The organism is Nonomuraea sp. NPDC005650 (assembly GCF_040605375.1).
Classification (GTDB): Bacteria; Actinomycetota; Actinomycetes; order Streptosporangiales; family Streptosporangiaceae; genus Nonomuraea.
Window position 1 is genome coordinate 105,416 of the sequence record NZ_JBEXCR010000041.1, and the last position, 23,484, is coordinate 128,899.

Below are 23,484 nucleotides of genomic sequence, written 5' to 3' on the forward strand. Positions count from 1 at the left end.
CCCCCTTCAATCAGCACTTGTAGAGGTCGCCACCCTTCTGGTCGGCTTCTAGTTCGTATCTGTTCTTGCACGCATCATAGGACTCGCCGAGGTAGTACACCAGGAAGGTCGGCCAGAAACCTGTTGCCCCAACGTATTGGTTCCATTGGACCCGGTGGTAGTTCTCGTGGGCGATGAACTTGGGATCCCAGTATTTCAAGGGTTTGTCGGTCAACATGATCGCTCCGATAGTCATGGCGTCGCGGCCGAAATGCGTACCCTTTTCGAGCCCGCCGCATACGGTCAGCCCTGTCGCCGGGTCTTGGTCGCATTTACCACCTTCCTTCTTCGCCCATGCGAGGAGCCGCTCATTGAATACCTTGTTGGAAATCGTCGGATCTGTGCTCCCGAGGAATTCGAGCAGTTCCGGCGCGGCTCCGACGAGAGCGACCACCAGCTTGGCTTCCAGCCGGAGAGTGCAATAGGAATAGATCGGCTCGCAGAGCAGGTCGCGCCACTTGTCCCAAGCATCTCGGATCATTTCCTTGCACGCGTTGTCCGACAGGTTGCTGCGGCAGTCGCTCATGGCCTTGCTAAGCTTTTGCTGCTCTCTAAGCAACGCCATGACCTTCTTGCTCATGCCCTTTTCTTCTCCGCCGGGTAGTCCCGTCAGAAGGCTGGTCATCCCCTTGATATCGCTGGTCTCCGCTATGGCCAGGGCCGCCAGGAACCGGTAGTCCTCTGCGTTCTCGAAGTCCGGCTGATAGAGCTCGAGGAAGTACTCCTTGGCCTCCCACTTCATGTCCCAATAGGGCACGCCGGGTTCGATCGGCCGGCCGTTGTGCATGAGCTTGCCACCGCCGATCCGGGCGAGTTCGTCGTCGTCGAACCAGGCGTACTTTTCACTCTCCACTATGATCATCCGGAGCCAGCTCGGGTCGACGACGGCGCCGGCGCAGCTCCAGATGTCGCAGGCCACAGCTCCTCCGCCGATTTCTCCCCTGCCGCAGGAGCCGATGCACTGCCCTCCGCTGGAGGATCCGTAACCGTTGTAGCTGCCGGCGGGGATGGTGGTGTAGCCGCTTGATCCGGAGCTGCTGTTCCCGCTTCCGGCGATTGAGCCCGTGTCGATGACGGTGTAGTGGCCGGTGGGGTCGGTGCCGGTCAACGGTGAGGCGTTGGCGTAGGTATACCGATTGGCCTGCACCGATGGAGCGGGGTTGAGGGTGGCGGTGTCGCGGCTGGTGAAGGTGCTGGTGCCGGGCTGGTACCAGCGGGCGTGCATGTTGACCTTGCCGGTGTCCGGGTCGGTGTACTCCCCCTGATAGCCGAGCTGCGTCTTGGTGCCGGTCTGGGCGGTGGCGGTGCCGAACGGGTCGTAGGCGGTCGAGGTCTGCAGGCTGGTGGTGTAGGTGGCGACCAGGTCGCCGTGCAGGTCGCTCAGAGCCGCCACGGCAGCGCCAGTACCTTCCTTGAGGCCGAGCAGGCCGCCGGTGAGGTCGCGGGCGTACTTGGCCTGGACGGCCCCGCCGCTGTCGGTGATGGCGGCCAGGTCGTTGCCGAGCCCGGAGTAGGCGAAGGTCTGCTTGGCGGTGCCGCGGATGCGGGAGGTGACGCGGTCGAGAGCGTCGTAGCTGTAGAGGCTGTCGCCGTCAGCGATGAGCCGGTCGAAGGCGTCGAAAGTGTAGCTGGTGGTGGCGCCCGCCTTGGTGCTGGTGGCCAGGGTGCCGCGCGGGGTGTAGGTGTAGTCGGTACCGTCACCGGACGTAAGGCGGTTACGCTCGTCGTAGGTGAACGTCGCGTTACCGGCCTTGGTGCGATTGCCGGAGGCATCCCATTCGTAGGCGGTCACCGCGCCGCCCGGGGCGGTCCAGGAGGTAAGCCGACCGGCATGGTCGTAGGCGTAGGCGTTGGTGCCCGCACCGGCGGTGCCTGCGGTGGTTTTGGTGGTGAGGTTGTCGTCCTTGTCCCAGCCGTAGGTGATCTTGGCGAGCTGGGTGCCGGAGCCGTTCGTCAACGTCTGGCTCTCGACCCGGTGCATGTCGTCGTACTTGATGGTCTGGGTGCTGGCCGTGCCGCTGGTGGCGGTGATGGTCTTCAGCCGGCTGGCCGGATCGTAGCCGTAGGTGAGGGTGCGGCTGGTGACCGGGTCGGTGGCCGTCTTGAGCCGGTTGACGTTGTCGTAGGTGAAGGTGGCGGTACCGGCCGCATCGACGCGTTGCGTGGGGGTGGCGAGTCCGCCGTAGGTGTAGGAGGTCTGCTGGGCGGTGCCGCGGGAGACCTTCAGCGGCAGGCCGCGGTCGTTGTAGTCGACGGTCAGGTCACCGGCGGCGGTGGTACGGCCGGCCAGGTCGTAGCCATACGTGCGCTCAGCTGTGGTGGCGCCGCCGCCCTCGCCGCTCTCCTTGGTGAGTCGGCCCAGGTCGTCGAAGGTACGGTCGATGCGCACCCCGCCCGGCTGGATCGTGGCCTTCGTATTACCGGCCGCGTCGTAGATGTGCGTCCAGGTGCGGTCGGCTGCCCCCGGGTGCGCCGTCGTGGAGGGTTCGGTCAGCGTCTCGGCCAGGCCGAGGCTGTTGTAGCTGGTCCAGGTGGCGTTGCCGCGGCCGTCGGTGATGCGGGTGCGGGCGCCGGTGGCGTCGTAGCCGAAGCTGGTGGTGATGGACTCGCTGGCCGAGACCGGCTCGATGAGCGAGGTGATCCGGTTCAGCGCGTCGAAGGTCTGCCGAGTGACGTGTCCTTCAGGCGAGGTGGCGCTGATCGGATTGTCCGCGGCGTCGTAGCCCATACTGGAGGTGCGCAGCACCGTACTGGTGCCGTTCACGTTCAGACGCATGTCCTTGACCGATGTCTTGCGGCCGGCCAGGTCGTATCCGACGGCGGTGGCGCTCTTGTTGCCGTCCGCGTCGATGATCGTGCTGGTCGTGCTCGGACGCCCGGCCAGGTCGTACTCCATGGTGGTCGTGCCGCCCGGGTCTGCCGCCTCGGTGATCTCACCGGCTGCGTTGACCTTGAAATTGGTGGTCTTGGTGGTCGCGCCCTGGCCAGGGACGATCTGCTTGACCAGCCGGCCGGCGTCGTCGTACTCCATCTTGGTGGTGTAGACGGCGCTGGCGGGCTTGCGCTCGATCTGGGTGGCGGTGATCTGCCGACCCAGGTCGTCGTAGGTGGCCTGGGTACGAGCGCCGGTCGGATCGACGGTGGCCAGTGTCTCGTCGGCCATGTCGTACTCGCTCACCCACGTGCCGGGGGTCTGGCCGTCGGCGGGGGCGGGCTTGGTGACGCGGACCTGCCGGCCGAGCTGGTCGTAGTCGTAGGTGGTGACGTTGTCGAGCGGGTCGGTGGTGCTGATGAGCTGTCCGGCCTTGTCGTAGGCCTGCTCGACTGTCGAGGTGAGCGCGCTGCCCCCGGGTGGCGTGTAGGCGGGCGCGGTGGTGCTGGTCAGCCGGTCGGCCTTGTCGAAGGTCGAGGTGACGGTGCGGTTCTCGGCGTCGCGCTGGTGCGTGGTGTTGCCCACTGTGTCGTAGCCGGCCAGGGCGGTTGGGCGGGCCGGGGCGGCGGCGCCGTTCTTGTCCACCTGTACCTGCGGCGCCTTGCTCTCCACCAGCCGGCCCAGAATGTCGTAGCGCAAGGTGGTGGTGTAGTCGGTGGCGTTGGCGCCGTCAGCGTTGCCGCGCGGGTCCGTGGTGGCGACGGGCAGGCCGCGATCGTCGTATTCAGTGGCGGAGACGATGTCCTGGGCGCCGTTTTCGACGGTCTGCCGGGTTTGCTGGTTCAGCTTGTTGTAGAGGTAGCTGGTGGTTTCGGTGCGGTCGCTGTCGGCGGCCGTGCGGGTGGCCTTGGTGACGTTGCCATTGGCGTCATAGCCGAACGTGGTGACGCGCTCCAGCCCGTCCGGGTTCTCATTCGAACGCGGGTCCAGCACCTGGTCGGTGAGCCGGCTGGCCTTGTCGTAGACGAAGATCGTGACGAGCTCGTGGCCATTGGCCTGCTTGCCGCCGATCTGTGCGATCAGGTTGCCGGCCGCGTCGTACTCCTCGGCCTTGACCAGCACATCCCGGGGCGGGGCAGCAGGGTCGTTCAGCCTGGCGCCGACCGCGACCTGCTCCTTGAGCCGGTTGTCCATCCAATAGTTGTTCTTGGACGTGCGGCCCATCGCGTTGTTCACGACGCTATCCAGCCGCCCGCCCGCGTCATAGCTGCGGGTCTCCAGCAGCACGTCCTTAGCCGCCTGCGGGCTGACCGGACTGCCGATCCAGCCCTTCAGCGTGCGCGTGTACAGCTCGCCGCGGACGGTGTATGCCTGCTCGATCACCGTGCCGCGCTCATCGGTGGTGCGGATGACCTGGCCGCGGTGGTTCCAGTCCTGCTTGGCGATACCGCCTTCGGGATCGGTGACCGAGTCCTGGCGGCCGTGCGCGTCGTAGGTGACCGTTGCGGTGCGCTCCGGGTCGCCGCCGGTCAGATCGGCGATCGTCTGCGTCAGCGGGTTGCCGTCCGGGTCGTAGGTGGTGCGGGTCTGCGCCGTGTGCGTGACGCCGCTGATCTCGTTTTTCACCCCGGGGGCGGTGCTGGTGGTCAGGCGGTTCCAGCCGTCGTAGGCGAAGGTGGTCATCGCCCCGTCGGGCACCGTGTCGGAGACGCGGGTGCTGGCCACCATGCGGCCCAGCACGTCGTAGTCCAGCTTGGTGACCAGACCTTCAGGGGCGGTCTGCTCGGCCAGGTCCCCGGCCGCGGTGTAGCGGTACTGCCAGATGCTGCCGCGGGCGTCGGTCTTGCTCTTCACCAGTCCTGCCGGGGTGGTGCCGCCGCCTACCGCCGGCTCGGTGCCGTCGGTGTAGGCGATACTCTCCGAGCGGCCCTGCGGGAAGTCGTCCGTGGCCGGGGTGGTCACCTTGGTCTGCTCGCCGAAGTTGTTGTACTCGGTGGTGGTGGCGTAGGCAGGGTCGGTGTCGCTCGCCGACCGGCCGTCTCGATACGCCTTTACCTGGTCGTTGCGTGGGTCGAACGGGTCGCTCTCGTTGAGGTAGTAGGTCCAGTACTCGATCGCGCACTCGTTCGGTGCCCGGCAGTACTTCCGGCCCACCGTGTTGCCGCGCTTGTCCTGGTAGATGTCGTTGGCGATGTTGTTGCGGTCGATCACCTTGGTCAAGTAGCCCGCCTGGTCATACTCGTACCAGGTGGTGAACTGCCGCTGGTCGGTCACGCCGCGGATGCGGTAGCCGCGCCAGGCGTCATACAGGTACTTGAGCGGCTTGTTGTCCGGGTCGGTCACCGTCACCTGCGCTTCGCCGGACTGCTGCTCGATCCCGACAGTGCCGATCTTCCAGGTGCCGCCGTCGGCGTCGGTGTGGGTGGCGATGCGGTCGGTCTTGTCGTCGTAGGTGTTGACCGCGTGCACCCTGCCGGACGGCAGCGTCGCCTTGGTCAGCTTGTGCGAGGCGCCGGTACGGGCTGCGTAGTGCCGCTGCACCTCGTTCGTGGTGAGCGGGCGGTCGTAGATGGCAACCTCGTCCACCAGGCCGGCCAACCCGCCGATCGTGGTGACGTACCGGTTCTCGGTGCCGGTGATGGTTCCGGTAAGTGTGCCGACGACTGCCCCGTCCAGGTAGAGGGTCTGCAGGTTGCCGGAGACGGTGAGCACCGCGTGGTGCCAAGCGCCGTCATTGACCGCCGCGGCAGTGGTGATCGGGGTGGCGGTCGGCTGGTAGGAGCTACGCAGCTTGCCGTCGGTACCGACCCCGAACACCTCCTCCTTGGTGGCGCCGGGGGCGGTGCGCAGCGACATGACAGTGCCGGCGGAGCTGGAGCTGGTTTTGAACCAGGCCTCCATGGTCGCGTTGTTGCCGATCTTCGGGACGATCCCGTCCTTGGGCCGCACCCCGGTGGTGGTGGTCAGCTCGACCGCGCCGTCTGTCGTGCCGGCCAGCGCGCCGGGCTGGGCGCGCTTGGCGGTGGCGTCATAGGTGGCATCGCCCGCGCCCCAGCCCAGGTCGATCGCGTTGCCGCTGGCCTCGCCGAGCCGCCAGTAGCCGAACGGATCGGAGTCCAGCACGCTGCTGCGATACAGCGACCCGCCCCCGTACTCATACATGGTGCAGTTCGGCGCCGCCACCGGCGCGCACACCTGCGTCAACCGGCCCTGGTCATAGCCGTAAGTCCAGGTCAGCGCCTTGCCATCGACCGGGTCGCTGGACACCGTCGCGACCTGGCCGCCCTGCCAGGTGAACGTCACCGACCGGCCGCCAACCCCGGTCACCTTCGACAGCTTCCCGCCCGTGTCGTAGGTCAACTCGCTACTGCGTCCCCGCTGGTCGGTCATCTTCGTCAGCCGCCCGGCGGCATCGAACAGGAACGTGGCGTTGATTTTGTCCCTCAGCCGCCAGGTGCCGCCGCTCTCCTGGATCAGCGTGGCGTACATGCCGGGCGGCGGCTGGAACGTCCCGTCCCCGTTTGCCACGAACCGCACCTGCCGCCCATCCGGATAGGTGAGCAGCGCCGAGGTGGAGGCGCCGCGCACCTCCTTGACGACCTTCATGTCCCAGCGCGTCGACCAGCCCGCCCCGAACATGCCATCGGTGCGCGGGTCCATGCTGTTGTAGGTCCGCACCACCGACAGCGGCGGCCCCACCGTCGCCACCTGCAAATCTGTCGACATGGTGGTGTAGTTACCGGTCTGCTGGTTGAACTCCAGCCCCTCCATGCCGGAGGAGGACAGCTGCGAAGTCACCACCGGCTGCCGTACACCGGTGACGAACGTCAGTTTCGGCGAGGTGGTGATGGAATTGTCGTAGGAGTCTTTGGCTGTGACCGTCCACCAGTACTGCTTTCCCCAGCCCAGCTTCCCCGCCGGAACGCTCCAGCTGTTGGCGTTGCCTGCCACATACCCCCCGGACGTAGTGCAGCCGGTGCCGGTCATCGCCTCGACGTCGCACAACGTGAACGAGTACGACAGCTTCGAGGTGCTGGAGTTGTTGCTCAGCCCCCACGCCCGCAAGGTCGGCGTCAGCGAATCGACCAGATGCCCCTGCTGCGGATACACGTCCGACAGGGTCGGCACGGCCATGACCGCCCGATCGGCCGCCTCGGCCCGCAACGTCCCTGCCGGCAGCCCGGACTCCTCAGATGAGCTTGCCGCCGCATCCACCGTTCGGTCCTCCAGCGGCACCGTTCCCTTGGGCCGCTGCACCTCCGAGCGCCACCCGTTCGACGGCTTTGCCGCGGCCGGAACCTCGGTCGCGGGCACCAACGGCGGCAGTGTCGTTGCCGACCCCATCATCTGCTGCGGCACCGCGGGTAAGGCACCAAGATCAGCCACCGCGCCCACCGTAGGGGCAGCCGCGGCCGGCGACGCCTGCAGCACAAGCAGACCCGGTGCTAACCCGGCAAGCGTAAGGATCATCCCAGCCGAACGACGCCATGACGAATTCCGGCGCATGCGCCATCACACTCCGAACCACAACGAAGGACACCAACGAGACGGCAGCCATCGCTCTCCGCCACGGCCCTCCAGGTCGCGCGGCTCGGAGCCGATCACTTCGACGAAGAACGTAAGAAAATCCGATGTTCACGGCAAGACGTACGATCATCACAAAACGGATAACAGCCCTAACTGGTATGTGACGCTCCGTAAAGCAATGTATACGCACTAACCGGACACATATGGCGGATTCAGTCACACGAACGGTTTCATGGGCCCGAGTCTGCGCCAGGCCAAGCAGACGTGATGAGCTTGTGATGTGAGTTGCCGGGCGATGGTATCAAGGACGCACGATCCAACTGGTGGCCGGATGTGATGATGGAGCACTCCAGGGAGAGCCGCGGCAGGATGATCGGCCGTGCTCCTTCGCCTTGCCTACCTCACCATCATGAACACCTCTGCGGCGCTGCGGTTGCCGCCGGTGGGCGATCGGGGTAAGGACGTCGAGGTCCTGCACCGACTACGGCTCCTCGTCCGACCGGACACCGTCCTGCGCTGGCACCGAGATCTGACAAAACGGCGTCACGCCCGTACCTGCTGGCCGAAGCGGCTTGGACGCCCACCCACCGCCAGCTCCATCCGGCGCTCTCATCCTGCGCCTGGTCCGGAGAACCCCTGCTGGGGGAACAGTCGGGTACACGGCAAGCTCACCACCTCAGCATCAAGGTCACGCCCTTCACCGTCTAGGAGATCCTCAAGCAGGAAAGTCTCGATCCGGCGCCCGAGCGGGCATCCAGCGCGTGGGCCGACTTCCTGCGCTCGCCAGCCGACGCCCTGCTGGTCTGCGATTTCATCGAGACCGTCACCTTGAACGGGCAGCGTCAGTACATCCTGGCCGTCTTCGAGCACGCCGGCAGGCGCATTCGCATGCTGGGAACCACCGCTCACCCCACCGCCGACTGAGCCACCCAGGCGATCAGGAATCTCGTGATGGACCTGAAGGATGCGAGCTGCCGGGCACGCTTTCTGATCCGAGACAGGGACGGCAAGTTCCCCGCCCTCATGGACGCGATCCTCGCCGAAGGCGGCATCAAGACGGTGCTCACCGGCATCCATCACGGAGCGATGGGTGCAGCCCTGCCACCACACACTCCTGAACCGCTGCCTGATCTGGAACGGACCCCACCGGCGGCACGCCCTACGCGAGTACGAACACTTCTACAACCAGCACCGAGCCCACCAAGCCCTGAGCCAAGCCGCCCTGCTGCGCACCGTCCCGGAAACGATCACGGACCCCGAACACATCACCGACCTGAACATGCGCCGACGAAACCGGCTCGGCGGAGTCCCCCACGAGTACTCACATACCGCTCAACCTGCATGGATGGAATTTTCGGCAGGCGCAGTGCTGAGGCGTTCGATGTCCTGCGGTTGCAAAGGGTTGGCACCCAAATTTAGATGAAAAATAGACTGACATGCTTTGCTGACTGCCGTCAGCAGAAAGCCTACTCAGGAGAGCCAGTAAGTGACCGAGTCCCTCCTGATCGCTGTCATGCCTCCGTCATCAACTGATCGCGTCTTGCTGTCGCGAAGCGCCCGCGCGCATGAAGGCATTCCCTGCCGACGCATGACCGGCCACGCCTGCGACGGCTTTCTGGGCGCAGGCGAAACGCTCCAGCGCCCATAGTCGTGGTCACAGGGCCGGCCTCGACGAATCTGCATCTGAGCCGGGGCCGAGCCGGCGTCAGCGCTCTTCTAGGGTTTCAGAACCACGGGGATGATACTCAATGGCGATGCCACTTCTCGATCCTGTCCCAGCAAAGGGAGGGGAGCGCAACGCCGCCCGTCGGGTTGCGGCCGGCGTGCGCGGGAATCCCTTGTCGGGAAGGCTGGGGCTCGACTCCTCCGTACAGGCCCGGAGGCTCGGGCTGCGACTCCCCGTGGACATGGCCTTTGAATCGTGGCGGAAAATCGGCGACCAATTGAGTGTGATTGCCGACTCCTCCTCCTGGTGGCTGGGGGATTGGCTCGTCTATGGCGCGGAGTACTTCCCCGACCGCTACCGGATAGCCCTCAACAAGACCTCGCTGTCGTACAAGACACTCAGAAACTACGCGTGGGTGGCCCGCAAATTCCCGATGTCCCGTCGACGGGACACGCTGAGCCTGCAGCACCATGCCGAAGTGGCCGCCCTCCCGGAGGACGAGCAGGAGATCTGGCTCACGCGCGCGGAGACCGAAGGCTGGCCGCAGAGCAAGTTACGTAAAGAGATCCAGGCGAGCCGCGCCCACATCGAGGCCAGCGGCCAGGCCAGAGTGACTATCTCCGTTGAGGTCTCTTCCGCGCAGGAACAGCGCTGGACCGCGGCGGCGCAGAGCGCGGCCGTCCCCCTGCCCGAATGGATCGCCGACACCCTCGACGAGGCCGCGGTTCGCGCCGGCCGGTAGACCGTGCGCCGCCGGGGAAAGAACCGCGCCGCAGGCGACGTTCACGCTCGGCCCGGCACGGCAGGGCTCGTGTACGCGGCGGCCGGCAGCGTGTAGCTCGTCCAGCATGTGGCGCAGATTGGCGACCATGAGCGTGACGAGGGTGAGGAGTACGGCTCCCGCAAGCCACGGGCTAAGAGCTGACCGGAAAATCGGTGCTCAGCTGGGCCCGCGGCAGCGAACCCTGACCGGTGAACGCCGGCGGGGTTTGTTGGAGGCCTTGTTGTGTCAGGCAGCTGGGGTGAGCGTGACCGTGAAACCGAGCGCCTGGAGCTGCCTGATGTGGGCGCGGGTCTTGTTGTCGCGATCGGTCCTGTTGGCGTGATAATCGACGCCCAGATCATGGAAGCCGCTGGTGGGGTTGGCGAGCAGGTGCCAGACAATGACGAGGATCGATCGGGCCACTGCGACCAGAGCCTTCGGCCTGCCGCGGCGCTTGGCGATGCGCCGATAGCGCTCGCCTAGAAAGGTGTCGGTTCGGGAGGCTGCCGCGGCGGCGTTCCCGAGCGCGGCCTTCAGGTAGGGGTTGCCGCGGCCGGCCTTAGCGCTGCGCGTGGTGGCACCGGACTGGATGGTGCGAGGGCAAAGCTTCGCCCAGGAGACCAGGTGATCAGCGGTGGGAAAGCGGCTCATGTCCAGACCGATCTCGGCCATGATGACGCGGGCGAGGTTGAGGTTGATGCCGGGAATCTCATCCAACCGGTCGGGCGCGGGTATCGCCGAGTCGTCGGAGACAGGCAGTTCAGCGATCAGCGCCTCGATGCGCGCAGCTAAGTGCCCGACCGCGGCATCGAGAGTGTCGATCTGGTTCAGCAACAACCTGGCCAGCTCGGCGTGATGGTCATCGAAACGCCCGGTCAGGGCCTCGACCAAGGCGGGAATCTTGGAGCGCATCCGGCCGCGAGCCAGCTCAGCCAGCACGCGCGGATCGCACTCGCCGGCAATGAGAGCCTCGATCATGTCTCGTGCCGAAGGCGTGGTAAGCGTACTCACGACCGAGGACATCTTGATCAAGGCGTCCTCCAGGAGCTTCTCCACGCGTTGCCAGTGCCGGGTACGTTCGGCGATCAGGTCACTGCGCATCCGGGTGTAGTCGCGCAGGATCCGGATCTGCTGAGGCGGGACGAAGGAAGGGCGCAACATGCCCTTCTCGGTCAGCTTGGCGAGCCAGACCGCGTCCAGCTTGTCGGTCTTGGGTCGTCCGGGCAAGTTCTTCACATCGCGTGCATTGACCAGCTGGACATCCAGGCCGTGCGCTTCCAGCAGATAGAACCAGATGCGCCAGTAATCGCCGGTGGATTCCACTGTCACCTTCTGGATTCCCTGGCACCTCAGGTGGTCGCCCAGTTCGACGATCGCGTTCACGGTCGCCGTCACGTCCCACACACGCGTTTGCCGCTGAGCGGGTTTGCTTTCGTGCGGGGTGCGGGTGCAGATCTTCGCGTTGGCCTTGGCCACGTCGATGGCAGCGACCCGTTCGATGAGCTGCTCGTATTCCTCATCGGGGATCTCCTGCGGCTCCATCATCGCCACGCCTGTACTCCTTTCCTTCCCAAGGTCCACGACGGGAGTGCGAGCTGCCCGGGGGCCTCGGTCGGGAACCGAACAATCTGACCGGCGTGCTCAAGGCAACAGTGCGTGACCCATAAGGTCGGGCCCCGGCGCCAGACTGTTTCACGGGCTCCAAGCCCAGGCGCTAAGCCGGCGTCGGCGGGCAACCCGTCCCGATTTTCACGCCTGTGTGGCGTCACCGAAAGGGACAGGGCGACTGTTTCTTAGATCTGCTGACCACTCGTGGTGGGGCGGTCACGATTGGTTTATGGGTCGAGGTGACTTAACGAACGCCGAGTGGGAACGGGTTGAGCCGCTGCTGCCCGAGGGCGGGCGACGGGGTGGACGATGGAATGACCACCGCACGACGATCAACGGCGTGCTGTACAGGGCACGGACCGGGCTGCCCTTGCGTGACCTGCCCGAACGATTCGGCTCCTGGATCACGGTCTACAAGCGGCACCGCCGCTGGTCGGCCGATGGCACCTGGCAGATGCTGCTGACCGCGATCCAGGCCGAGCAGGACGCCGAGGGCTGCCTGGACTGGGACATCGCCGTGGACTCCACCACCGTCCGGGCGCACCAGCACGCGGCCGGCGCGCCCCGCACACCGCCCCCGCCGACAGCGCGCGGGCGGGAAATGGGGGACGCCGCCGGGACAAATCGGGGCGATCCGATGCTGGCCACGCTGGCCGTCCGATTGGTGGAGGTGGTCAGACTAGGGAGTGCCTAGGCCGTTCCCGTGGCGGGTTCACCACCAAGATCCACCTGTCGGCGGACGGCCGCTGCCGGGTGTTGTCACTGGTGCTGACGCCGGGCCAGTACGGCGACAGCTCCTATGAGAGTCATCGGACGTCCAGGAGCGTCTCACCGACGACCATAGCCCGCCAGAGCTCTTGGACTGAACTGCAAAGCAGACGCAGCCGCTGCAAGTCCTTGGCCCGAAGCCAATCGGGAAGGGTCTTGGTAGTGATCGCCTGGTTCATCGTGAACCGGGGATCCAAGGCGGACGGCTGCGGAAGTGGTTGATGGCGGCAGTGATGTTGGTGCAGCCGATCAGACGGGTCAGGCCTATAGTCAGGTTGCGGCCGTAACCAGGCCGGATCTACGGCAGTTGCTCCGACGGAAGCTTCGATGGGGTCCTCTTCCGGACGATGGACGTCGCGCAGGGACCGCAGAGGTCGGCCGTCGACCACGGTTAGGACCCGGGGACACGTGCCGCCCGGCGGCTACGTCACGCCTTACGGGCTTGCCGGGTCTGCGTCCCGGTGGAGTTGCTCGACCAGGACGGCCGGTTGCCGATCGCCGCTAAGGTCGGCAAGAGCCTGTTGGAGGACGTTGACATAGGTTGCGCGCCCCGCGGTGACAACTTCGCGGCCGCGATCAGTGATCTGTGTGTAAACCCCGCGCTGGTCGGTCGGGCAGTGGAAGCGTTCGGTCAGGCCATCCGCTCAAGCCTGGCAACCAGGCGGCTGTGCGCCTGCCGATAATGTCATCCGCCCAGGTCATGGCCTTGCAGGGCTTAGCACGGCGTGACGCGATTTCCGGCCACTACGAGAGGGACCATGTGCGGCATGATGATCGGCGGTGCTCCTTCGTCTGGCCTACCTCGCCGTCAGGAACACGTTCGCCGCGCTGCGGTTGCTGCCCATGGGCGATCGGGACAAGGACGTGGAGATACTTGCCCTGCGTCACCAGATCACCGTGCTTGAACGGCAGCTCGGCGCCGACACCAGGGTGAGATTCGCCCCGGAGGGCAGGGCCTTTCTCGCCGCCCTGCTGACCTCGCTGCCCGCGAGGCCCTGCGCCGACTGCGGCTCCTCATCCGGCCGGACACTGTCCTCCGCTGGCACCGCGATCTGATGCGATGGCGCCATGCCCGTACCTGCCGGCCGAAGCGTCCCGGGCGCCCGCCCAGGGTTCGCTCTATCCGCGCTCTCATTCTGCGCTTGGTTCGGGAGAATCCGGGCTGGGGCTATCGGCGGATGCATGGTGAGCTCGCCACGCTCGACATCAAAGTCGCCCCGTCCACGGTCTGGGAGATCCTCAAACAGGAAGACCTTGACCCGGCACCTCAACGGGCGTCCACCACGTGGGCCGATTTCCTGCGCTCGCAAGCCGACGCCCTGCTGGCCCGCGATTTCGTCGAGACCGTCACGCTGAACGGGCAGCATCAGTACATCCTGGCCGTCATCGAGCACGCTGGCAGGCGCATTCGCGTGCTGGGCACCAGCACTACCCGACCGCCGACTGGGTCGTCCAGGCGATCAGGAATCTCGTAATGGACTTGGAAGATGCGGGCAACCGGGTGCGCTTTCTGATCCGAGACAGGGACGGCAAGTTCCCCGCCCTCATGGACGAGATCCTCGCCGAGGCCCGCATCAAAACGGTGCTCACCGGTATCCGGATGCCGCGAATAAACTCGATCATGGAGCGATGGGTGCAGTCCTGCCGCCACGAACTCCTGGACCGCTGATTGCTCTGGAACGAACGCCACCTGCGTTACGCCCTACGCGAGTACGAACACTTCTACAACCAGCACCGCGCCCATCAAGCCCTGACCCAAGCAGCCCCGCTGCGTCCCGTCCCGGACCCGATCACGAATCCCGAGCGAATCATCGACCTGAACATACGCCGACGAGACCGGCTCGACGGAATCCTCCACGAGTACTTACATGCGGCTTGAACTGCACGGATGGAATTTTCGGCAGGCGCACAGGCGAAGGAGCACAGCGGATCATCCTGCCCTACGCGCTTCCGTGTCCCGGGTGACCGGAGGTCGCGTGCGCCAAGCGAAGCCTTCGCAGAGTCATGACCTGGGCGGATGTAGTTATCGGCAGGCGCACAGCTGGCCCGGCCGGCTCAAACAGATCTACGTCTTCTTCCGCGCCCGCTCACCCCGCCAACTGCTCACCGCGGCGGGCCCAGTGGACCAGCCCCTGGCTGCCTGCGGGATACAAGCGGAACTTCTGGAATGCAGCTAAGTGAAATGACTACTCCTCCATGGGGGGCGAAGGCGGACGACGGTGACCGTCAGCCACTCATTCGAACACATGCCGGGCTACTCGCTCCTTTGGAGCGTTCCTTCAAGAGGGGTAGCGCGACGAAGGCGCGGCACCCATAGCGCGGCAACAGTCTGAAGCACCGGTCATCTCGTGGAGAATGTGATGCCAATCACATTCGACTTTCGTGTGGCGAGTCGTCATATCTGACGATTCGCCTGACCAGCAAACACGTTCACGGTCATCGACTCTCTCGTGACTGTATGTGTCAGGTAAGCGACGTTCCCATCGTTGACCGATCTTGAATCGTCGATCACATTCCTCTTGATCGTCCTTATGTCTGCTTTAGGCGCTTGAAGGCCCTGTTGCCCGGGGTCTGCGTCAGCGTGCCTCGAAGGGGTTAATGGGATGCGTGGCTTACGCCGCTGGTGGGTGGCCTTAGTAGTCGGACTCGCGTCGCTGGTGCTGATTTCCAGCGTGGGAGTCCCTGATCAGCTGGTGCAGCCGGCGGCGGCCGCGCCGGATCCGGAGCAGTCGGTGGACGGCCATCCCGTTCCCGCGAAGAAGACGGTCAAGGGTGCGGAGGAGTCGGCGCCAAAGGCGACACGGAAGAAGCCGGTGTGGCCCGAGCCCGGCAAGGCCGAAGTCAGCGTGCCGGAGCCGGGCAAGCTGGCCGAGGCCGGGACGCTGCCGGTGCAGGTGGGCCAGGCCCAAGACGGCGGGCCGGACAAGGTGTCAGTGGAGACGCTGACACCGGAGACCGTGGCGAAGCTGGGCGGGGTGGGGATCGCTGCTCGGATGGTGCGAGCCGATGGCGGCGCGACCCCGGGCAAGGTACAGGCGGTGTTCTCCTACGCCGATTTCCGCGACGCCTACGGCGGCCAGTTCGCCAGCCGGCTCCAGGTAGTGCGGCTGCCCGCGTGCGCCGTCCAAGCGCCGCGGCCGAAGACGTGCGTGATGCGGCCCACGATGGTGCCCTCGACCAACAGCCTCAAGGCGGGCACGCTGACCGCGGAGGTGGAGGCGACCCCCGTCGGCGCGAAGGAGGTGGCGGTCAAGCCGCCGGCGCCGGGCAAGGATCCCAAGGCGGATGCGGCCAAGGCGTCTCAGGCCAAGCTGGAGGCCCAGCTGGCGGCGGGTTCGATATACATGCTGGCCGCCAGCCTGACCGGGCCGGACGGCAACTGGGGCGCCACCGACCTCAAGCCGTCGGGCGCCTGGCAGGCGGGCACGTCCGGGGGCGGGTTCGACTACGACCTGCCATTGCCGGAGCCGCCGTCGGTGGCCGGTAACGGGCCGGACCTGTCGCTGCAGTACGACGCCTCGTCGGTCGACGGGCAGGGGGATTGGACCAACAACCAGTCCAGCGTGGTCGGCGCGGGCTGGGACCTGAGCGCGGGCTTCATCGAGCGGCGCTTCCGCCGCTGCGACGTGAGGACCGAGTACGACCCCAACAACGCGGACCTGATCTGGTACGCAGAGGAGGCCGAGAACGGCCGGGCGTTGTGCTGGGAGGCGCCGGACGAGACGACGGCCGGCGTGGACCGGACGCAGTCGGAGTTGGTGCTGAGCGCGGGCGGCCGATCGGCGCAGATCGTCAAGACCACGGCGGGAGCGTGGAAGACAGTCCCGGACTTCGGCTGGAAGATCGAGCAGGTGGCCGGGGGCGCGGACGGCAACGCGTACTGGAAGGTCACCGACCGGGACGGGCAGGTCTGGCGGTTCGGCTACAACAAGGACGCCCAATGGCAGGTGCCGTATGTCGGGGAGGAGCGGGGTGAGCCGTGCTTCGACCGGTACTGGGACAACTTCATCCCGCCGACCTGCACCGGGGTGTGGCGGTGGAACCTGGACCAGGAGATCGACCGCAACGAGAACGTGACCGACTACTCCTACTACCGGGATGTCAACCACTTCTGCCTGCCCTCGTGCACGGATGAGGTGTATGAGGTGCTGCCCTATGACCGGGGCGGGTTCCTGTCCTCGGTCACGTGGGGGCACAACACGCAGGTCGCCGGCAGTGTCCCGACCGCGCGGATGACGTTCACCACTGGCGCGCGTACCGGCGACGACGTGCCGACCGACCTGCAGTGCGCGCAGGCGGCGGGCTGCGCCAACGACGCGATCTCCTTCTTCGCCACGCGCCGGCTTGCCTCGGTGCAGACCGAGTCGCGCACGTCCGGCTCGGGCACATGGGACCCAGTGGACCGGCTGGACCTCACCCACACCTGGGTGTACCAGCGCACCGACCAAGGGCTGCCATGGGACGCGGCAATGTGGCTGGACACCGTGCAGCAGACCGGTCAGGCGGCCGAGCCGGAGGTTACGCTGCCGCCGCTGGACTTCGACGCGGTGATGCTGGCCGGGCGGATGGACTACATCAGCAACTCCGACTGGCAGGACCAATTGTCCTGGCGGATGGTGCCGCGCATCGCGGCGATCAAGAACGGGATGGGCGGCCGGACCGAGGTCACCTACGGCCAGGCCGACCCGTGCGGCGGCGCCAAGGGCCGCGACGGCTCCAACTACCACAACGACCAGGTCGGCGACTGCTACCAGGCCGACATGGGCAGCGAGCCCGAGAGCGGCTATGAGGCCTGGGCCCGCTTCTACAAGCAGTTGGCCACCAAGGTGGTCGAGCGCGACATGGTCGGCGGCTCCCCGGACATGGTGCACAGCTACGAGTTCCTGGGCAGCCCGCGCTGGACGAACCCGGTCCAGATCGCCGAACCGAACCTGGCGCCGGCCGGTTCGGACTGGCGCGGCTACGGTCAGGTCCGCACCGTCCAAGGCTCCGGCAGCGACCCGGCCGGCTACAGCGTCAGTACCCAGACCTTCTTACGCGGCACCGGCGGCACGGTCACCGACTTCGACGGCACCACGGTCACCGACGCACCGCCGCTGCAGGGCCAGGTGCTGCAGGAGCAGACCTGGCAGATGACCACGCTCAGCCCACGCGCCTACACCGAGACCGACTCCACCCGGTGGGAGTACACCCTCAAGTCGACCGGCACCGGATGGGCCGGCCAGAACCCGGCGTATGTGGTGCAGACCCGGGAGCGCTCGAGGGAGAAGGTCACCGGGGGCACCTGGAGCTACACCGACGAGAAGATCGTGCCGAACGACGACGGGCTGCCGGAGACGATCAACGACTACGGTCAGGACGGCGTCGCCACCGACAACTCCTGCACCAAGATCACGTATGCACGCAACACCGACACCGGCCAGTGGCTGATCGACTTCCCGTCTGTGGTGGAGAAGCGCTCCGGCGACGACTGCGCCGCCGGAGCCCTGGTGGGCAAGACCGTCACCCTGTACGACCAAGGGACCGACCCGGCCACGAACAAGCCCAGCGACGGCAACCCCACCGAGGTCCGCGCCTACACCAACGCGAGCACGACCTCCACCGCCAAGGCCACCTTTGACGATTACGGCCGGACGCTGACCGCGACCGACGCGCTCGGCAAGACCACCACGACCACCTACACCCCGGCGATCGGCTGGCCCACCAGCGGCATCACGGTCAAGAACCTGCTCGGCCACACCGCCACCACGCGTGTCTCGCACACCCTGGGCGAGCCCACCGCGACGGTCGACGCCAACGGCAAGACCACCGAGTTGGACTACGACGGACTCGGCCGCGCCACGGCGCTGTGGAAGCCGGGCCAGCCCCGCAGCGGCGGCACGCCCAGCGCCACCGTCGCCTACGACATCGACTGGGACGGCTGGTTGGGCCAGCCCGCCGCACCCATCAAGACCACCGCCAAGCAGTTGCTGACCGGCACCGGCACTGCGGCCAAGTGGACCACCAGCCACAGTTATGATGACGGGCTCGGCCGTACCCGCGAGAGCCAGACCGCCTCTCCTGGCGGTGGCCGGATCGTCGTCGCCAGCACCTACGACGCGCGCGGCTTGGCCGAGGCGATCTCCGAGCCGGTGCACAACGGTGACGAGCCGGGCAGCGGCCTGCTCAACCCGGCGCTGACCAGCCTGCCGCAGTGGACCAAGACCGTCTACGACGGCCTGGAACGCGCAGTGGCGTCCATCGCCTACCACGAGGGCACCGAGCTGCGCCGGACCAGCACCGCCTATCCCGGCGCCGACCGCGTCGAGGTCACCCCGCCGGTCGGCGGCAAGACCGCCACCGTCACCGACGTCTTCGACCGCGTCGTCAAGGTCGAGGAGTGGTCGGACGCGACCAGCCACGCCGACACCCTCTACGGCTACGACCTCAACGACAACCTGACCAAGATGACGGACGCCAACGGCAACGTCCGCACCTACACCTATGACTGGCTGGACCAGCGCACCGCCGCCTCCGATCCGGACGCGGGCGCCTCGAGCTACGGTTACGATGCCGCGGGCCGGCAGATCTGGGCCATCGACGGCAAGGGTCAGAAGGTCTCCACCGTCTACGACGATCTGGGCCGCCGCACCAGCCAGTGGGCCGGCGAGCCGAACACCGGCACCAACCTCGCCGCGTGGACCTATGACACCGTCGCCAAGGGCCAGCCCGCCACCGCTGTTCGCTATAGCGGCGGCCAGCCTTACACCCAGACGGTCACCGCCTACGACAGCGACTACCGGCCCACCGGCACCACGGTCACCGTCCCGGCCACCGAAGGCGGTCTCGGCCGCGACTACACCTTTACCTCCGCCTACGACGCGGCTGGCAACCTACGCGAGCAGACCCTGCCCGCGGCCGGCGGCCTGCCCGCCGAGAAGCTCACGCACAGCTACACCGATCTCGGCTTGACCAAGGCGACCACGTCCGACCTGGGCGGCTTCACCTACGTCAAGGACACCACTTTCACCGCCACCGGCAAGCTCGAAAGTCGCCTGCTGGGCGGCAACGGCCAGATCAAACGCGTTCTGGAACGCGACGCCACCACCGACTGGCTCTCCCGCGTCACCACCCAGACCAAGGCGAACACGACCACCCCGGATACCGTCCAGGACGACCGCTACAGCTACAACATCGCCGGCACCATCACCCGCGTCCTGGACGCCGACTCGGCCATCCCCGGCAGCACCGACGGCCAGTCCGAATGCTTCACCTACGACGGCCTGCTCCGCCTCAAGACCGCCTACACCACCACCGCGAGCACCTGCACCGGCACCGGCGACGCCCAGGGCATCGACCCCTACAGCCAGGCCTACACCTACGACAAGGTCGGCAACCTCACCACTCTGACCGACAACGGCCAGACCGCCACCTACACCTACCCCGCCCCCGGCGCGAGCGCCGTCCGCCCCAACGCGGTCACCAGCATCGCCCGCCCAGGCGGTACCGACACCTACGCCTACGACGCCAAGGGCCAGCTCAGCGCCCGCACCGTCGCGGGCAAGCAAGGCACCTTCACCTGGGACCAGCTCGGCCAGCTGACCCAGGCCACCATCGATGGCCAGCAGACCGGCATGGTCTACGATGCCGCCGGTGAGCGCCTGATCCGGCGCGACCCCGACGGCAGCACCACGCTCTACCTCGGCGCCATGGAGCTGCGCCTGTCCGCCGGTTCGGTGGCTGGCAAGCGCTACTACAGCAGCGCCGACGGAGACCTGGTCGCCATGCGCGACGCCAGCGGCGTCACCTGGATGCTCGCCGGCAAGCACGGCAGCACCCAACTGGCCGTCAACGACACCACCGGCACCGTCAGCCGCGAACGCTACCTGCCCTACGGCCAGCGTCGCGGCGCGGACGACCTCCCCTTCACCGACCGCGGGTTCCTCGGTAAGACCGAAGACGCCTCCACCGGCCTCACCTACCTGGGCGCCCGCTACTACGACCCGGCCATCGCCCGGTTCACCTCCACCGACCCGGAACTCGACCTGCGCACCCCCGCATGGGCCAACGCCTATTCCTACGCCGCCAACAACCCCATCGACCTGGCCGACCCCGACGGCCGCCGCGTCGACACTGGAACCCGCGAGTCCGACGCCACGTTCGCGAAAACTCACAACCCCAACGGGGCGAAGAAGACCAAGACTGAGAAAAGGATCCACAAGCAGCGCCAGCAGCAATACGCCAAGCAGAAACGAGAAATAGCTGCCTGGAAGAAGCGTGAAGCACAGCGATCCCGCTATTACACCCGCGAATCGCATATACGCAAGGAGGAAACCGAGGCCTGGCGCTACCTGAGTTCGGTGCTGGGAGCCGGAATGTCCGACAAGGGCTTCAGCAGCGCGATGTCCGCCAGGTACCCGATCAGCTTCGGCAAACGACCTGTGACGTCTGTGTCCCGGGTCAAGAAGCCTGTCAAGACATCACCTTGTGGAAACAGCTTCGCGCCCGGCACAAAGGTTCTTATGGCGGATGGCAGTCATAAGGCCATCGAAGACATCAAGGTCGGCGACTCTGTGATGGCCGCAGATCCCGAGACTGGGGCGACGTCGGCCGAGGCTGTGACAGCACTCATTGCTGGAGAAGGCGCCAAGAATCTCATCGAGTTGGCTGTTCAGGAAAGTGTCGGAGGTGATACGAGGGCACACAAGGACCACCCGGGGGCCGACACGGTAGTCGCCACCAGTGAGCACCCGTTCTGGGTTCCTGACTTGCGGGAGTGGGTCAGCGCCGGCGACCTCCAGCCAGGCATGTGGTTGCGCACCTCCGCTGGAACGCATATCCAAGTCACGGCTGTCAAAAAGTGGAGCACCACCCAGCGGGCACACAACCTGACCGTCGCCGATCTGCACACGTACTATGTGCTGGCTGGCACCACGCCGCTCCTTGTCCACAACGATACTTGCCCAACCCCAGACGAAATAGCACATGCTAGGGCTGCGGAGAACGCTGCACGGTCCTCGAATCCGGGAGATTCCAAGAGCGCAAAAGGCGCTACGGGTGGATTCCTTTGGATCAAGGGGCATGGAACATTCGACCTCACATCGAGCAAGCCATATCCCGGATACCGCAGGCCGCCTGGAGTCGAGGACGATTATGCCACGCATGTAGAGGCCCAGGCCGCTGCATTGATGCGGAAGTACAAGGCAACGGAAGCGCGGCTTATGATCAGTCACCCCCGAGGGGTCTGCGGCACGTGCTCGGGGACCTTGAGCAAAATGCTTCCACCAGGCGCAGAACTCACGGTGAGATTCCAGCGTAATAGAAAGTTCTACAACGCAAACACATACCGGGGGGCTCCGGACTGAGATCTGCCGAGGACTATTCGGTCCTGCCTCTGGTGGAAACAGGGCCTCCGGACGGCGCACGGTTGTCAAGGCCGTAGCCTTTCTGGAGGCTCTGTTGTCGGCGCTCGTCTGCATGTGGCACGATTCGTCTATGGCTGATGTACTGCCTGATCCGCATACTCTCCTCGATGAGACCGAGTGGTCTCGTCTACAGCACAGTCATGGGCCGGCTGCTCCTGAAACGCAAGCCAAGCTGGCTGGTCTTGTGTCCGGTGATGCCCATGCGGCTTCCATCGCCCTTGACCACCTGTGGGACTGCCTCTTTCATCAAGGGTCGCTCTACTCCGCAACACCCGCAGCCGCACTGTATGTTGCGGCCGTCCTGCGTGAGGTGCGCAGCAGGGAAGCCTTGAACGCCACGCAGCGAACTGAATTGCTGGAATGGCTAGCCGAAGTGGCTTACCACATAGGTGTATCAAGAGAACGGGAGCTTGAAGCACAGTTCGGTCCAGATGTGATGGATCAGAATCCCCTTTTTAGTGAGATGCGAGGAGCCCGCCCTGCACTTTTTCAAGGAGTGTATCCCTGTATCTCCGATCCAGATTTGAAAGTGGCGGAGGCGGCACTTCTCGCCGCTGTCCATCTTCTGCATGCTCCAGAACTTGCGTCCTATCGTGAAGTGATAGCCCCTAAGGTGCGAAGTGTTTTGGCCGTCAGTTCCTGGCAAGGCCATAGGGCTGCGGCGATTTCGGGACTGGCGGCTTGGGGTGAAGATGTTGGCTCACTAAAGGGCTCGACGGAACCAGAGAACGAGGCGGACGACGCTTGGAGCGAATTTTGGGGCGCGGACAGAGGGTCTATTGATGAGCCGCCCTTTTAGCTTCGCGGGGCGCCGGGTTCCACAGCCACGCGCGGCGAAAACTGAACCTATTTCAGCCTCATGCGGCCTGGGCGACGCGATGGTTTTGCAGGACGGCTATGGCCTTGCACAGGTGGCCGGCCTTGGACGGGCTGCAGCGTAGCTTTCGGAGGATTTTCCAACTCTTCAGCTGGGCGTTCGCGCGTTCGCCGGGTCCGCGGAATTTGGCGTGGGCGCGGTTGGCCCGCTTCTGAGATTCAGGCTTGTCCCCTTGCCCTTGTATGGAGTGAGAACCGGGCCCCCGGCCCCTTGATACGCCTTATCCGCCAAGGTGACGATGCCCGCCTGCTCCAGTGCACGCAGGATGCCCCAGATACGGGCGGCGCTCAGGTCATGAGCCTTGCCGGGCAGGGCTCCAGACGTCCACAGGATGGTGCCGTCCGGTGAGGCGATGACCTGCACGTTCAGTGTGCCACGAGCACGGAGAGGGGTTGATCGGTAGGCCGATCTCTCGATGTGGTGCTGTGCGGATGATGAAGGTTGGCCCTTCGGCGTCGCCCCTGCGGGGGGAGGCGTCAAACCGCCTCATGCTGCGTTGGCTGAAGACCGTCGTGGTGAGCGATGAGGAAAAGGCGCAAAAGATGCGACAGGTGGGGGCCGGGAAGGCGAGCGTGAGCGAACTGCTGATGACGTGTCGTAACTGGAAGGTGGCATCGAAACCGGGGCGGTGAATGTGTCTCGGGATGAGTCTGGCGGAGACCCGTAGTACTGGTCAGGCGGTGCCCGGCATGAAGGCGGCGCGAGCCCGGCCTGCGGCGTCCGTATGGAACGTGGGAAAGCGCGCGCTGAAACGGCGTGCCCGTGCCAGGGGTGGTGCGGGGTGGCGAGAGGGAGCACGCCGAGCGGCGGAAACCGCGAGGCGTTGAGTACCGTCGCGGCGCGTGCTGGCGGACCGGCTCTGCGCGTGCTACGAACCAGCGACCGCGCCTACCTCAACCTGCACCGCCCAGGGGTCGCCCGTGCCTTGCTGGACGAAGCCCTGGAGCGCGGCCACAACTT

11 protein-coding genes and 3 pseudogenes are annotated in these 23,484 nt (G+C 65.9%); 10 read left to right on the forward strand and 4 right to left on the reverse strand.

Features of this window, described 5'->3' with window-relative positions; genetic code table 11:
* Positions 1-10: 10 nt before the first annotated feature.
* Together ABZS69_RS50035 and ABZS69_RS50040 are read right to left on the reverse strand one after the other, a co-directional pair.
* Positions 11-7,417, reverse strand: a complete 7,407-nt coding sequence (locus ABZS69_RS50035) for an RHS repeat-associated core domain-containing protein (RefSeq protein WP_355386877.1) — start codon at positions 7,415-7,417, stop codon at positions 11-13.
* 630 nt (positions 7,418-8,047) lie between these two features.
* Complete coding sequence (locus ABZS69_RS50040) at positions 8,048-8,515, reverse strand: hypothetical protein (RefSeq protein WP_355386880.1); 468 nt, start codon at positions 8,513-8,515, stop codon at positions 8,048-8,050.
* Positions 8,516-9,192: 677 nt separating this feature from the next.
* On the opposite strand from ABZS69_RS50040, the gene ABZS69_RS50045 reads away from it, so the two are divergent.
* Positions 9,193-9,846: an LmbU family transcriptional regulator gene (locus tag ABZS69_RS50045; RefSeq protein ID WP_355386883.1), complete on the forward strand. Its 654-nt coding sequence runs from the start codon at positions 9,193-9,195 to the stop codon at positions 9,844-9,846.
* 267 nt (positions 9,847-10,113) lie between these two features.
* Here ABZS69_RS50045 and ABZS69_RS50050 read toward each other — a convergent pair whose 3' ends face one another.
* Positions 10,114-11,412, reverse strand: coding sequence for an IS110 family transposase (locus ABZS69_RS50050; protein WP_355386916.1), 1,299 nt, complete (start codon positions 11,410-11,412; stop codon positions 10,114-10,116).
* Positions 11,413-11,704: 292 nt separating this feature from the next.
* On the opposite strand from ABZS69_RS50050, the gene ABZS69_RS50055 reads away from it, so the two are divergent.
* From ABZS69_RS50055 to ABZS69_RS50090, 8 genes and pseudogenes are all read left to right on the forward strand, one after another.
* Positions 11,705-12,169, forward strand: coding sequence for an IS5 family transposase (locus ABZS69_RS50055; RefSeq protein WP_355386886.1), 465 nt, complete (start codon positions 11,705-11,707; stop codon positions 12,167-12,169).
* Positions 12,166-12,258: pseudogene (locus ABZS69_RS50060) on the forward strand (IS5/IS1182 family transposase); the annotation flags it as partial. The gene ABZS69_RS50055 and the pseudogene ABZS69_RS50060, both read left to right, overlap by 4 nt.
* Before the next feature lie 765 nt (positions 12,259-13,023).
* Positions 13,024-13,299, forward strand: a complete 276-nt coding sequence (locus ABZS69_RS50065; RefSeq protein WP_355386889.1) for a hypothetical protein — start codon at positions 13,024-13,026, stop codon at positions 13,297-13,299.
* 86 nt (positions 13,300-13,385) lie between these two features.
* The gene (locus ABZS69_RS50070) at positions 13,386-13,718 is read left to right on the forward strand and encodes a hypothetical protein (RefSeq protein WP_355386892.1); all 333 of its coding nucleotides are present in this window, start codon (positions 13,386-13,388) and stop codon (positions 13,716-13,718) included.
* Entirely contained in the window at positions 13,718-13,912 is a 195-nt protein-coding gene (locus tag ABZS69_RS50075; RefSeq protein ID WP_355386895.1) for a hypothetical protein, read from the forward strand. The genes ABZS69_RS50070 and ABZS69_RS50075 overlap by 1 nt, the downstream gene beginning before the upstream one ends.
* 364 nt (positions 13,913-14,276) lie before the next feature.
* Positions 14,277-14,424, forward strand: a pseudogene (locus ABZS69_RS50080) (IS630 family transposase); the annotation flags it as partial.
* 422 nt (positions 14,425-14,846) lie between these two features.
* Positions 14,847-21,587, forward strand: a complete 6,741-nt coding sequence (locus tag ABZS69_RS50085; protein WP_355386898.1) for an RHS repeat-associated core domain-containing protein — start codon at positions 14,847-14,849, stop codon at positions 21,585-21,587.
* 130 nt (positions 21,588-21,717) lie between these two features.
* A complete protein-coding gene (locus ABZS69_RS50090; RefSeq protein WP_355386901.1) occupies positions 21,718-22,446 on the forward strand; it encodes a hypothetical protein in 729 nt (242 codons plus the stop codon).
* A gap of 58 nt (positions 22,447-22,504) precedes the next feature.
* On the opposite strand, the pseudogene ABZS69_RS50095 reads toward ABZS69_RS50090, so the two are convergent.
* Positions 22,505-22,893 (reverse strand): annotated as a pseudogene (locus ABZS69_RS50095) (transposase family protein); the annotation flags it as partial.
* Between the two features lie 119 nt (positions 22,894-23,012).
* Between ABZS69_RS50095 and ABZS69_RS50100 the strand changes: the two are divergent.
* The gene (locus ABZS69_RS50100) at positions 23,013-23,156 is read left to right on the forward strand and encodes a hypothetical protein (RefSeq protein WP_355386904.1); all 144 of its coding nucleotides are present in this window, start codon (positions 23,013-23,015) and stop codon (positions 23,154-23,156) included.
* Positions 23,157-23,484: the final 328 nt, after the last annotated feature.